Raw genomic sequence first — 12623 nt, forward strand, 5'->3', positions numbered from 1 at the left:
CAGGCAGGAGCACCGAGGAACGGACGAGCACGCCAAGCGCCGGGCGGAGACGTCCGGCACCACGACGTCCACGGGAAGAGGGACAGAGGATGGTCCAAGCGGAACCCGCACCCCAGAGCATCGGCGTCCCGGCCGAGTCCACCCCGGGCGAGACCAGGGTGGCGGCGACACCCGCCACTGTGCGCAGGCTCGTCGCGCTCGGGTACGACGTGGTGGTCGAACCGGGGGCGGGGGCCTCGTCCCGCTTCGCCGACGCGGCCTACGAGGAGGCCGGCGCCCGGCTCGGCGAACCGTGGGCGGCGGAGATCGTGCTCAAGGTGAACGGCCCCTCCACCGAGGAGGTCGGCAGGCTGCGCGACGGGGCGACCCTGATCGCGCTGATCGGCCCGGCCCACAACGCGGAGCTGGTCGACGAACTGACCCGGCGACCCGTCACCGTCCTGGCCATGGACGCCGTGCCCCGCATCTCGCGGGCCCAGTCGCTGGACGTCCTCAGCTCGATGGCGAACATCGCCGGATACCGGGCCGTCGTCGAGGCCGCGCACGCCTTCGGACGCTTCTTCACCGGCCAGGTGACCGCCGCCGGCAAGGTGCCGCCCGCCAAGGTCCTGGTGGCCGGCGCCGGGGTCGCCGGACTCGCGGCGATCGGCGCGGCCCGCAGCCTCGGCGCCGTGGTCCGCGCCACCGACCCTCGGCCCGAGGTCGCCGAGCAGGTCCGCTCCCTGGGCGGCGAGTTCCTCACCGTCTCCGCCACGCAGGAAGTCGGCACCGACGGCTACGCCAAGGCCACCTCGGAGGACTACAACCGGCTCGCCGCACGGCTGTACGCCGAGCAGACGGCCGACGTCGACATCGTCATCACCACCGCGCTGATCCCGGGCCGTCCGGCACCCAGGCTCCTCTCCGCCGAGGACGTCGCGCGCATGAAGCCGGGCAGCGTCATCGTCGACATGGCGGCCGCCCAGGGCGGCAACGTCGAGGGCACGGTCGCCGGCAAGGCAGTCGTCACCGACAACGACGTGACCATCATCGGTTACACCGACCTGCCCGGCCGGCTCCCCGTCCAGGCATCCCAGCTCTACGGCACCAACCTCGTCAACCTGATGAAGCTGCTCACCCCCGGCAAGGACGGGCGGCTCGTCCTCGACTTCGACGACGTCGTGCAGCGCTCGATGACCGTGGTCCGCGACGGCGAGAAGACCTGGCCCCCGCCCCCGGTACAGGTGTCCGCAGCGCCGGCCCCCGCCGCGACCCCGGAGCCCACGCCGCCCTCCCTGTCCGGGACAGCGGCGGCCAACCCCGCACGCCCGGCCCGGTCCGCCTACGCCCTCGTCGGCGCAGGAGCGCTCGCCCTGTTCCTGGTGACCGCCTTCTCGCCGAGCGAACTCATCGGCCACTTCACGGTGTTCGTCCTGGCCATCGTCATCGGCTTCTACGTCATCGGCCAGGTGCACCACGCACTGCACACCCCGTTGATGTCGGTCACCAACGCCATCTCCGGGATCGTCGTGGTCGGCGCACTGCTGCAGATCGGGCACGGGAACACCGCCGTCACCCTGCTGTCGTTCGCCGCGATCCTGCTGGCGAGCATCAACATCTTCGGCGGATTCGCCGTCACCCGCCGCATGCTCGGCATGTTCTCGAAGGGCTGATCAGCGTTGACCATTGTCACGGCCGCAGAAGCCGCCTACGTAGTCGCCGCGCTGCTGTTCATCCTCAGCCTCGCGGGGTTGTCCCAGCACCGGACGTCCCGTTCGGGAGTCGTCTGGGGCATCACGGGCATGGTCATCGCCCTCACCGCCACCGTCGCTCTCGCCTCCCGGAGCATCTCGGCCACCGGTCTCGTACTGATCGCCGTCGCCACGGCCCTCGGCGCCGGTATCGGACTGTGGCGCGCCCGGGTCGTGGAGATGACCGGCATGCCCGAGCTGATCGCCATCATGCACAGCCTCGTCGGCCTCGCCGCCGCGTTCGTCGGCTGGAACGGCTACCTCGACGTCGACGCCGACCTCACCGGGTCACTGCTGGGCATCCACCACGCCGAGGTGTTCATCGGCGTGTTCATCGGAGCCGTCACCTTCACCGGCTCGGTCGTCGCATATCTGAAGCTCTCGGCACGCATCGACTCCCGCCCCCTCACGCTGCCCGGCAAGCACGTCCTCAACGTGAGCGCCCTGGCCGCCTTCGTCGTGCTCACCGTCGCCTTCGTGGCCCGCCCGGGCATGGGCCTGCTCATCGCCGTCACCGTGATCGCGCTCGCCCTCGGCGCGCACCTGGTCGCCTCCATCGGCGGCGGTGACATGCCGGTGGTCGTCTCCATGCTCAACAGCTACTCCGGCTGGGCCGCGGCGGCCTCCGGTTTCCTCCTCGCCAACAACCTGCTCATCGTCACCGGCGCGCTCGTCGGGTCCTCCGGCGCCTACCTGTCGTACATCATGTGCAAGGCGATGAACCGCTCCTTCATCTCGGTGATCGCGGGCGGCTTCGGCACCCCGGCGGCGGCCGACGACGACGAGCAGGGCGAGCACCGGGAGATCAACGCCGAGGAGACCGCGCAACTGCTGCACGACGCCTCCTCGGTGATCATCACGCCCGGCTACGGCATGGCGGTGGCCCAGGCGCAGTACCCGGTGGCCGAACTGGCGCGCAGGCTGCGCGAGCGAGGTGTCGAGGTGCGCTTCGGCATCCACCCCGTCGCCGGCAGGCTGCCCGGACACATGAACGTGCTGCTCGCCGAGGCCCACGTGCCCTACGACATCGTCCTCGAGATGGACGAGATCAACGACGACTTCCCCGCCACCTCGGTCGTCCTCGTCATCGGCGCCAACGACACCGTCAACCCGGCCGCCATCGACAACCCGGCCAGCCCCATCGCCGGGATGCCCGTGCTGCACGTGTGGGAGGCCGCGAACGTGGTGGTCTTCAAGCGGTCCATGGCCGTCGGCTACGCGGGCGTGCAGAACCCGCTGTTCTTCCGCGAGAACACCCAGATGCTCTTCGGCGACGCCAAGCAGCGGGTGGAGGACATCCTGCGCGGCCTCGACGCCCTCGACTCCTCGGTCCCGGAGATGGCCGGCACGTCACGCTGAATCGAGGGGTGTGATCCGTCGTCCCGGGCGGAAGGTCGCCCGGGACACACCGCTTCGTGCGGGTGAAGGGCGCGCCACCATCCGGACGTCGTCCGTGTGGCGTGCCGTCGACCCGGGTGTGCGTGGTGTGCGCTGAGGCCCTCGGGACGCTCACGCGAGAAGGAGACACACGGCATGTTCGGACAGGCACAGGCGTTCAGCGGCTTCGCGGTCGACGACCTCGACGAGGCCCGCAGGTTCTACGGGGAGACTCTGGGGCTGCGGGTGGAGGCGACCGGGGAGGGGGAGATGCGGATGCTGATCCTCACACTCGGCAGTGGCGCGCGCGTCTTCGTCTACCCCAAGGAGACGCACACCCCCGCGACGTTCACGCTCCTCAACTTCCCGGTGGACGACATCGAGTCCGCCGTCGGCGAACTGGAGCGGCGCGGCGTGAGCCTTGAGCGCTATCCCGGGTTCGACCACGACGAGAAGGGCATCGTGCGGGTCGGCGGCGGTGGCCCTGCGGCGATCGCGTGGTTCACCGACCCCGCCGGGAACGTCCTGTCGGTGCTCCAGGAGCAGTGACGAAGGCTGTGACGGCGAAGCGGCCGGATCGTCGTCCGGGGTTGTGAGGAACACGACGACCGGAGCGGGGGCGGGGGAGGTGAGCAACGGCAGCGGTCCGCACGGGCCGGGCACCTGCCCCGCTCACCCGCCTCTGCCGTTCCGCCAGGCCGGGGGCAGATTCGCATGCGGGCGGATCGGACCCGTATCGGCCGTACGCCGAGGGAAAGCGTCCGGCAGGACCGGAAGCCCGGCCGAGGCGCGGGCCCGTGCCGACGGGAGAGGTTGGGTGTCCCCACCCACTTCTCTCCACCAGGAGCACCTCATGGCACGCAAGCCCCTCCTCATCACCGGCGTCGCGGTGGCGGCGGTGGCCGTCGGCGGCGGAGCCCTCACGTACGCGATGAGCGGTACGGAGTCGACCACCGCGCTCGACGAGTACACCACTGTGACCGTGGACGGCCAGAAGGCGCTCAGCGGGAGGATCGTCACCGGCCGTACCGCGTCGAAGTACAGCCCGCTGCCGTGGATCGGCGCCGGCACGGACATCGTGAAGTGCCCCGGCCTCAAGGCGGTGGCCGGCACCGAGGTGAGGTGCCTCGCGCGGGACGGCGACGGCAAGGACGTGTCCATCCCGGTCACCGTCGTCGCGGCCGACGCCTCCAGCATCACCTGGAAGTTCGAGCGCGCCTGGCCACCGGCCCTTCGGTCCCGATCCAAGGCAGGGCAGCCGACGGATTCCCGCGGCCGGCACGGGCTCGGAGATCGGGCGCCCCGCGTCGCGCGGACCCGTCCCGGCGGCGAAGGGCCGTGGCGGCATCGGGTACTCGGTACGCGGCGTTCGGACCGGCCGCCGTGCTGATCCTGGCCGGCCTCACTCCGCCTCGGGTGCGAGCCGTCCTTGGAGCCCGGTGCAGCAGCTGACCTCTGGTGCCCCGAAGGTGGACGGCATGAACCCGCTGAACACTGCCTCCCCGCGGTGCGTCGCATGAGGCGCCGGGCGGCCGTGGAGCAGGCCCGGCAGTGGTTCGGGCCGCTGGGCCTGCAGGGCTGTCGTTCTGACACCAGCGGGCGAGAGCGGACATCGATGTGCCTTTCCAGGGGAATGCAGGTGATCGGGTGCTGATCACAGGCCGCCGACAAGCACCCGCCGCAGGCATACCGAAAGGTCCAGAACGCTATGCGCTTCACCTCTGAGAAGTCGTCCGACGGCATCTTTGAACAGGCTTTCCTCCTCGGCGACATTCCCGGCGTGCTCTGGACTCCACAAGGTGCCGACGGGACCCGCCCCCTGATTGCGATGGGGCATGGCGGCGGCCGGCACAAGAAGGCCCCTGACATCGTGGACCGTGCGCGCCGTTTCGTGGTCGAGTGCGGTTTCGCCGTAGTGGCGGTCGATGCGCCCAGCCACGGAGATCGCCCGGATCATGAGGAGTTCACCCGGATCGCGACGGAGTACGAGGCCCGGCTTGAAGCCGGTGTGGGGCTGGCCCCGCTGATCGCCAGTTTCCAGGCGCTCGTCGTCCGACAGATCGTGCCGGAATGGCAGGCGGTCCTCGACGCGGTCCAGAAGCTCCATCATGTTGGCACTGGCCCGGTCGGCTACTGGGGCGTGTCGCTGGGCTGCGTGATCGGTGTCCCGCTTGTCGCCGCCGAGTCTCGGGTTCGGGCGGCGGTGCTGGGTCTGGGCGGTGCTGAGGTCTCAGCCGAGGCCGCCGCGCAGATCACCGTTCCAGTGGAGTTCCTGGTGCAGTGGGACGACGAACGAGTGCCGCGACCGCAGAGCCTGGCACTGTTCGACGCTTTCGCCTCGACCGAGAAGTCGCTGCACGCCAATCCCGGCAAGCACGGTGAGGTTCCGGCTTTCGAGACGGACAGCACGCTGCGGTTCTTCGCCCGCCACCTCGGTTGATACCGACGCTTCTTCTGTGAGGGTGCCGTGCCGGGCCCTCGAACGGCATCCTCACCTCAGGGCGCCGTGCGCACTCTGGGAGAGTCACATGTGCGGATCGGTGTGCCCACGGCCGGTCACGGCGCGGGTGGGCACTGACGACGGCACCGCCGCTACCGGGCGGCGACTCCCGACCCCCACCACGGGACCCGGTCGCCGACGTCGTTCATGGCGAAGAAGTTCTTCACGGCGGTGGTTTCGGCGGCATCCGGCTGGCCGTTGGTGCATTCCGAGCCCGCCCAGGCTCCCGACATCACCCTGGAGCACTGGCTGCCGGGGCCGATGTCGGGACGCGAGAGGATGTGTCCCAGTTCGTGGACGACGATGCGAGAGGCTTGTACAGCTCGGCGTCCCCAACCTCCAAATACACCCAACCCCGTCCCGCACCCTTGATGTTGACGTGGGACTGGACGCCTTGGCTGTCTTGTACTCCATGACCCGAAGCGCCGCCGGGGCGTCCTGCTCGACGAACTTGATCCCGCTGCCACGGCGCAGGCAACCATCGTGTCCCCGAACCCGGTTCGTTCGTTCCTGGAGCTCATCACCCTGGAGGTGGGCGAGCGTTACTGGAGCGGGATGCCGATGCCGATGCCGATCCCGTGTTTGTCCCGAAAAGCTGGAGTTGCCTGGGGGACGAGCCGGGCCCGCGGCCAAGGTACCGTGCGCGACCGGCGAGGCGTCGTGACAAGGAATCAGGGGACCGTCTCGGGTCGCCCACCGCCCGCACCAACGCTTCACGCACCACCGCCAGGCTCCCCCCCCCGAGCGGCCGGCCAGTCCCTGGAGGCTCAGGCCGAGTTTGAGGAAAGCGGTGAGGCATGCAGCTGCACGCTCGCTACTGGGGTCACGGGCAGCGCCCGTCGGCCGGGTGCAGGATCCGAGGTGTTGGCCGAGATCATTCTCGGTTCGGTACGAGACCGTCCGCGATTCAAACGGCCGGTCTGTGCGCGGTGGCGTGCCGTCACGCCTAGTCCTCCGGCTCCCAGGCGCGGAGCAGGTCCAGCAGTTCCGGGTCCCCGTCGAGCTGCAGGGAGTCCGCCGGAATGCGGTCGTACAGGTAGAGGACCAGATCACTGGCCGTGCCGCGAAGGGAGATGCCTGCCGCGTCCGGGTCCGCGCCGGCAGAGGGCAGCCGGGTGGTCCGTGCACCGTCGCCGTCGACCGTGAGGCGCCAGGAGCGGCCCTCGGTGGCGTGGAAGTCGAAGGCGGTGGGTTCGTGCGGCCAGGCGCTCGTCGTGAAGCAGGTGATGAACAGGGTCTCCTCGACACCGTCGAGCGCCGACTCGACAGGCAGTGAGGCCTGCTCGCCCACGGTGAGCTGGGCGTCGTAGGTGTGCACCGCGATCTCCTGGACCTGGTGCCGGGCGACACCACCGGCGGTGTGCGGTGTCTGTGTGTTACCCCAGCCGGTGAAGCAGCCCTGGTCCGGACCGGCCTCCCGCAGGGCCGCCAGCAACAGCTCGGTCGAGGCGGCCAGCCAGGCCGGCACGGCCTCGCGCTCCTGCGGCGCGACCGCGTCACCCTGGGCAGGGGTCCTGGATGTGGCGTCCGGCCCGGCGGCGACGGTGGCGGCCCAGCGGCGGCGGCCCTCGCCGATGTGCTGCACCAGGTCGGACAGCGTCCACCCGGGGCAGGTCGGCACGGGCAGGTCGAGGCTGGGCGCGGCGGCGATCGCGGCACGGAAGGCTGTTGCACGTTCGTCGATCAGCCGCAGCAGATCGGGAAACTCCAGAGTCTTGTGCACGCCGGTAGTTCTATCAGCTTGATCCATTTGCCCGACAGCGGTTTTCCCCGCCGAAAGGGCGGGGAAAACCGGCCCGGGCGAGCCCAAGCTCGGGTCCCTCGGAGTCGTCCGCGTCCCCCCACACGCGCCACGAGGCTGTGCCCGGCCGGCGGGTTCAGCCCCCGCAGCCCCCGCACTGCTCCCTTCCCCCTCACGCCCCCCACCCGCCGAGTGACCACGCGCGACGACGGGCGGCTCGGCCCGCGGACCGCCAGCGTTCCGTCGGCTCCGACCTCGTGGTGCCCGCGATATCTCTCGCCGTGTGCGCCGAAGGTCGAGGCCACGACGAAAGCTCCGGCACCGAGCAGCTGGTGCCGAACGTGCGGGGTGTGGCCATCGATCCCACCGGCCGCTATCTGCTGTACGCGCCCCACGACACGAGCGGACCGTCGCTCACGCTCCGCGGCCTGGAGACGGGCACCGGCGAGATCGTGTCGACGCAGCCCGCCACGGCCGGGACCGACGCGGTCAGCACCGGTGGGCGCGACGTGGTCTTCCATTCCATGGCCGACGACATCGTGCCGGCGACACCAACGGCAAGTCGGACGTCTTCCTCCGGCGCTTCTACTGATCGCCTCTCCACGGCTGCGGCGGATTCATCGCCGGCCTTGGCGCTGCCGTCGCCCCTGACAGGGGCCTTGAGTGAGTGTCAGGTCCATCATGCCTGTTCGCAGGCGCTTTTCGGTAGGACGCAGCGCACGCCTGTTTGTTCTTGTGGCTGCTGGTACCGGACGTCAGACTCGTCGTCATCCACTCTCCGGCCCACGTGCCGGCGGCCGTTCTCGGCTGCCGGCACGGTCGCCGTGCTGTCTCACCGTGTGACGTGCACGGGCCGGGAGTGGCGTGACGAGGGGGATCGATGGATCAGGACATGGTCGTGCTGGCGAGGGTCAGGCTGCTGGGCGCCAACCGGCGGGTGGTGCGTGGTGCCGAAGGGCTGTGGATCTACCGTCTGCTGACGCAGGCCGAGCCGGAGACGTACGGGTCGAAGCTGGCGTACGTCTTGGTGGAGGCAAGCACGTCGCCTCTGCTGCGGGAGATGCCTGAGCGACGGTTGGCGCTGCTGGAGGAAGCAGTGCGGGTGGCGAGTGCCCTCGACATGTCGAACCCCTACCGGGCGAAGATGCTGGCGAGGGCCCTGGCTGCCAGACAGTGGGAACTGCAGGGCTCCGCGGCGGAGCCGCTCGCGGCCGAGGGCCGCGAGCATCGGGCCGCCCCTCAGGCAGAGCCGCAACAACGCGCATGACCGTGGGGGGTGACGGGCGCCGCATCCCTGCTCTCGTTACCCAGAGCACGCCCTGCCGCCGTCGCCGTCGTGGGCACACCGGGTGGCGGCAGGGCACATCGCGGTGCGCTCGTTCGCACCGCCGGGGCGGCGAGCGAGCGCACGGGAGGCAAGGGGCCCGAGCGCCGTTCACTCGTCGCGGACGGCGGGGGCTCGGGTCCGCGGGCCCCATGCACCGGTCGCGGTGTCCCGTCCCGTGTCAGTCCCGTCCCGCGTCAGTCCCGTTCCGTGTCCGGCGAGGGCGTCCAGGGATCCACGACACGCAGAATGGGGGACAGGAGACTGAGCGACTGTGCGGTCCGCTGGGGGTCCGCGCCTTCGGGAGGGTCCGCCAGCGCGGTGGCGGCGCGGCGCAGCAGTCGCAGCCCGCCGGTCAGCAGGCGAGGACCGGGGCGTAGCGCGAGGACGGAGCCCGCCTGCCGTGCCAGGTTCGGCCACTGAGCCTGGCTGGTCAGCAGCGCCGCGAGCCTGATCGTGGCGGTGACCGGGCCGCGGTTCGTCGGCAGATGTTCCCGCAACAGGCCGACGAACGGCCGTGCCATCTCCTTCTCCGCGTCGGCGATGCCGAACTGGACGGTGAAGGCCCGGGTGAGGTCGTCGACGGCCTCGTCGTACCGCCCCGCGTAGACGCGGACCACTCCGCGGCCCGCGAGAGCCCACGGCCATCGCGGGGCGGCGGAGAGGGCCTGGCCGAAGTCCTGTTCCGCTTCGCCGAGTCGGCCCGCCTCCCAGAGCAGCCAACCGCGCATCGCAAGGGCCAGTTCGTACGGGCCGTCGAAGGAGAGGGCACGGTCGAGGTCGGTGAGTGCTTCGGCATCGCGCCCCAGAGCGTGCAGGGCCCAGGCGCGGAGCGCGTACGGCCAGGCCCGGCCACGAGGGCCGTCCTCGTCCGGGAAGGCCAGGGCGCGGTCGGTCTGCTGCAGAGCCTCGGCGTGCCGCCCGAGGTCGACGAGCAGGCCGGCCAACTGGACGCGATACCAACCCGATTCGGACTCCAGGTCGGCTGCCCGGACCGCGTCGCGGACCGCCTCGTCCCACCGCTGCAGCTGCCGCAGGCACCGTGACCGCTCCGCGTAGGCCCAGGTGTAGTACGGGTCGATGCGCAGCGCACGGTCGAGATCGTCCAGCGCTTCGTCGTAGCGCTCCTGGAGACGGTGCAGCTCGCCGCGGCTGGCCAGCGCCCATTCCTGCTCGGGGTCGAGCTCGACGGCCCGGTCGAAATCGGCGAGTGCCGCCGCGCGGTGCCCGGCGCTCAGACGGACACGTCCCCGGACGACGTGGTTCCAGGCTTCCTCGGGCTGGGCCCCGATCGCCCGGTCCAGATCGGCGAGGGCTTCCTCGACGTTCCCCATCGCCTCGTGGGTGAGGGCTCGTTCCACCAGAGCGTCACCGTGCTTCGGCTCCAGAATCAGCGCCGCGTCGAAGTCGGCGAGCGCGGGCTCGTACCGCTCGGCGCGCCGGTGGAGGCGCCCCCGGACGACTCGGGCACGCAGCACCCCCGGGGAGTCCAGCCCGGAGTGCGCGAGCAACGCGTCGAGGACGGCCGAAGCGGTGCCGTCCTCCCGGGCCGCGGCGGTCAGGCGCCGCCCCCACACCGTCAGGCCCTCGTCCGAGGTGTCCGTGCCGGCCTGAGCGAACAATTGTGCCCAGCGCCGTACCGTGCCACCTCCCTGCTCACAGGCATGCACGGCCTCCGTCAACGCCTCCGGCAAGGCGCGGTGGGGATCGGCGCACAGGCGGTGATAGGTCTCGTTGGACCGATGCTCGCGCCATGCCGTGTCCCCCCAGCGTTCCGCGGCCGGAACGACCTCTTCCCGCTCCACCCGCCAGCCGCGGAAGGTCTCCGAGAGCAGATCGTGCGCGGCACGCCACCGGGCAGGGGACTGGACGCGCTGCAGTCGCAGCATGGGGGCGCGTACGACGTCGTGATACCGGCATCGCCCGGCCTGGTCGGTGACGAAGGCGAGTCGGCGTATCCACGCGAACTGTTCCACGGCCTCCACGGGGGCGAGGGCACGGTAGACGTCCTCGTCGAACTGCAGAGGCAGCGCCAGCCGCAGCGCGGCGTCCCGCCGGGACGGGTCCGTCTCCCATTTCAGGAACCGCTCCACCGCCGTGCCCGAGGGATCACCCACGGTCCGGGCCGAGTCGGGCCGGGCTTGCGCCAGGGTGTGCACCAGCACGGGCAGTCTGCCGGACAGGCTGAGCACGACCTCGACCACCCGCTCGTCGGTGACACCCCGTAGCGCCAGCAGCGCTCTGGCCTCCTCCTCCGTGAACACCTCCAGCGGAACCTCGGTGACCAGGTCCAGCCAGTCGCCCCAAATCCGGGCATCCAGACGGCCCTGCCCGGACAGCACGATCTGGACATTGGCCGGCAGCACGCCGTGCACCTCGCCGAACGCGATGTCGCGCAGCCACGCGTCGAGCACCGGACCCGTCCGCTCGTACACATCGAAGAACAGCACCACCGACGGCCGTCGCCCCGCCACCTCGGCCAGGTCCTGAAGGAACACCGGCGTCAGGCCACGCACGGGGTCCATGACGAGCTGTACGTCGTCGTGGGACCGCAACCGCGCGCCGAGCGCGGTCCGCAACCGGTCCGCGCCCTGGGCGACCTGCTGGGGATCCAGGGCACCGGCGAGAGCTCCCACGACCGGCACCATCCCCAGCCCCACCAGACCCACCTGCGCGGCGACCGCCCCCGAGAGCGAGGTCGCGGGCGACTGCGCCGCGCTGCCGTCGTCCGCGGCCGCTTGTGTGTCCCGTACCGACTGCGCCTCATGACTGCGCTGACGGAACGTCGCCAGGAGTCGGCCGAACCGGCGCAGCTCAAGCCCCTGGCGGCCGAGCCGCTCACCGACCGCCTCCATCGCCTCCACGGCACTGTGCAGTCCGTCGTCGAGGTACACCGTCGTGGCGCCCTGCTCGCGGGCGACCGCCTCCCACTGGCGCAGCAGCGAGGTCTTGCCCACTCCGGCGTTGCCGCGCACGTGGAACAGGAACTGGTACTCGTCGCTCTCCGGATCCCGGGCGAGGTTCTCCCGAAAGGCGTGCATCTCCCCACGACGGCCCACGAAGCCGCTCCGGCGCCGACGCCGGATCAGTTCCTGTCGCGTCGGACGCTGGTCTGCCATCCCGCACCCCCGGCCGCCAGTATGGCAAAGGGCCCCCTGCCCCGGAACCGCACCGAACGGACCGCCACCAGGCAGAAATTGAGGTGCCGAAACCAAGGGCGCTTCCCTAACCTCGGCCCCATGCGCCACGAATCCTCCCTGCTGAACGTCATCGATGTGGAAGCCACGTGCTGGGACGGACAGCCGCCGCCCGGCTCCGTGAACGAGATCATCGAGATCGGTCTCACGGTCGTGGACGTGTCGGCCGGGCGCCGCCTCTCCCGGCACCGCATCCTGGTCCGCCCCGTCCGCTCGACCGTGAGCGACTTCTGCACGGAACTGACCGGACTCACGCAGGCCGAGGTGGAATCGGGCGTCACCTTCGCCGAGGCATGCCGGACCCTCGTCGAGGAGTACGAGGCCGGGGAGCGCCCCTGGGCGAGCTGGGGGGAGTACGACCGCCGGCAATTCGCTCGCCAGAGTCAGGCCGACGCCGTGGCGTACCCGTTCGGCTATCCGACGGAGCGCACGCACACCAATGCCAAGGCCGTGTTCACCGCGGCGTACGGACTGCGCAGGAAACCCGGTATGGCCCACGCTCTCCAGATCGCCGGACTACCGCTGGAGGGACGCCATCACCGCGGCGAGGACGACGCGTGGAACATCGCCGCACTCGTCCTCGATCTGGTGGGCCGTGGGGCATGGCCGGTCGGGGGCACAGCCCGCTAGCCTCGTTCCGGTTGCCCGGCTGGGCGACCGGAACCGGCCCTGGACGGGCGGGCCCGTCACCGCCCCCCGCACGGATCGCGGTCCTGGCCACCCTCGGCCGACCAGCAGGCATCCGCCCCGGTCA

Annotated in this window: 10 protein-coding genes and 1 pseudogene; 8 read left to right on the top strand and 3 right to left on the bottom strand. The window is 70.9% G+C overall.

Annotated features, from left to right (window positions below; all coding sequences use genetic code 11):
- Nucleotides 1–89: 89 nt before the first annotated feature.
- The 5 genes from ACZ6BB_RS34705 (at nt 90) to ACZ6BB_RS34725 (ending at nt 5547) form a co-directional block, all read left to right on the top strand.
- Nucleotides 90–1652 carry a Re/Si-specific NAD(P)(+) transhydrogenase subunit alpha gene (locus ACZ6BB_RS34705; protein ID WP_471619095.1) on the top strand — a complete coding sequence of 521 codons (1563 nt, stop codon included), beginning with the start codon at nt 90–92 and terminating at the stop codon, nt 1650–1652.
- 6 nt (nt 1653–1658) lie between these two features.
- Nucleotides 1659–3089, top strand: a complete 1431-nt coding sequence (gene pntB, locus ACZ6BB_RS34710) for a Re/Si-specific NAD(P)(+) transhydrogenase subunit beta (protein ID WP_471619096.1) — start codon at nt 1659–1661, stop codon at nt 3087–3089.
- 174 nt (nt 3090–3263) lie between these two features.
- A complete protein-coding gene (locus ACZ6BB_RS34715) occupies nt 3264–3656 on the top strand; it encodes a VOC family protein (protein ID WP_471619097.1) in 393 nt (130 codons plus the stop codon).
- Nucleotides 3657–3960: 304 nt separating this feature from the next.
- Nucleotides 3961–4497: a hypothetical protein gene (locus ACZ6BB_RS34720; protein WP_471619098.1), complete on the top strand. Its 537-nt coding sequence runs from the start codon at nt 3961–3963 to the stop codon at nt 4495–4497.
- Between the two features lie 318 nt (nt 4498–4815).
- Complete coding sequence (locus tag ACZ6BB_RS34725; protein WP_471619099.1) at nt 4816–5547, top strand: dienelactone hydrolase family protein; 732 nt, start codon at nt 4816–4818, stop codon at nt 5545–5547.
- 152 nt (nt 5548–5699) lie between these two features.
- Here ACZ6BB_RS34725 and ACZ6BB_RS34730 read toward each other — a convergent pair whose 3' ends face one another.
- Together ACZ6BB_RS34730 and ACZ6BB_RS34735 are read right to left on the bottom strand one after the other, a co-directional pair.
- A complete protein-coding gene (locus tag ACZ6BB_RS34730) occupies nt 5700–6128 on the bottom strand; it encodes a snapalysin family zinc-dependent metalloprotease (protein ID WP_471619100.1) in 429 nt (142 codons plus the stop codon).
- Between the two features lie 425 nt (nt 6129–6553).
- The gene (locus ACZ6BB_RS34735; RefSeq protein ID WP_471619101.1) at nt 6554–7330 is read right to left on the bottom strand and encodes a maleylpyruvate isomerase family mycothiol-dependent enzyme; all 777 of its coding nucleotides are present in this window, start codon (nt 7328–7330) and stop codon (nt 6554–6556) included.
- Nucleotides 7331–7650: 320 nt separating this feature from the next.
- Between ACZ6BB_RS34735 and ACZ6BB_RS34740 the strand changes: the two are divergent.
- Both ACZ6BB_RS34740 and ACZ6BB_RS34745 read left to right on the top strand, forming a co-directional pair.
- Nucleotides 7651–7940, top strand: a pseudogene (locus ACZ6BB_RS34740) (hypothetical protein); the annotation flags it as partial.
- A gap of 288 nt (nt 7941–8228) precedes the next feature.
- Nucleotides 8229–8615, top strand: coding sequence for a hypothetical protein (locus ACZ6BB_RS34745; RefSeq protein WP_471619102.1), 387 nt, complete (start codon nt 8229–8231; stop codon nt 8613–8615).
- Nucleotides 8616–8869: 254 nt separating this feature from the next.
- Here the strand turns inward: ACZ6BB_RS34745 and ACZ6BB_RS34750 are convergent, their stop codons facing one another.
- The gene (locus ACZ6BB_RS34750; protein ID WP_471619103.1) at nt 8870–11791 is read right to left on the bottom strand and encodes a tetratricopeptide repeat protein; all 2922 of its coding nucleotides are present in this window, start codon (nt 11789–11791) and stop codon (nt 8870–8872) included.
- A gap of 120 nt (nt 11792–11911) precedes the next feature.
- Between ACZ6BB_RS34750 and ACZ6BB_RS34755 the strand changes: the two genes are divergently transcribed.
- Nucleotides 11912–12499, top strand: a complete 588-nt coding sequence (locus ACZ6BB_RS34755) for a 3'-5' exonuclease (protein ID WP_471619104.1) — start codon at nt 11912–11914, stop codon at nt 12497–12499.
- Nucleotides 12500–12623 lie beyond the last annotated feature (124 nt).

The sequence above is a fragment of the Streptomyces sp. NPDC041108 genome, assembly GCF_055592645.1.

Excerpts from the sequence above, each read along its gene's own strand:
- ACZ6BB_RS34745 (WP_471619102.1), top strand. The coding sequence starts at position 8,229 with ATGGATCAGGACATGGTCGTGCTGGCGAGGGTCAGGCTGCTGGGCGCC.
- ACZ6BB_RS34755 (WP_471619104.1), top strand. The coding sequence starts at position 11,912 with ATGCGCCACGAATCCTCCCTGCTGAACGTCATCGATGTGGAAGCCACG.
- ACZ6BB_RS34720 (WP_471619098.1), top strand. The coding sequence starts at position 3,961 with ATGGCACGCAAGCCCCTCCTCATCACCGGCGTCGCGGTGGCGGCGGTG.
- ACZ6BB_RS34750 (WP_471619103.1), bottom strand. The coding sequence starts at position 11,791 with ATGGCAGACCAGCGTCCGACGCGACAGGAACTGATCCGGCGTCGGCGC.
- ACZ6BB_RS34730 (WP_471619100.1), bottom strand. The coding sequence starts at position 6,128 with ATGAGCTCCAGGAACGAACGAACCGGGTTCGGGGACACGATGGTTGCC.
- ACZ6BB_RS34725 (WP_471619099.1), top strand. The coding sequence starts at position 4,816 with ATGCGCTTCACCTCTGAGAAGTCGTCCGACGGCATCTTTGAACAGGCT.
- ACZ6BB_RS34705 (WP_471619095.1), top strand. The coding sequence starts at position 90 with ATGGTCCAAGCGGAACCCGCACCCCAGAGCATCGGCGTCCCGGCCGAG.
- ACZ6BB_RS34715 (WP_471619097.1), top strand. The coding sequence starts at position 3,264 with ATGTTCGGACAGGCACAGGCGTTCAGCGGCTTCGCGGTCGACGACCTC.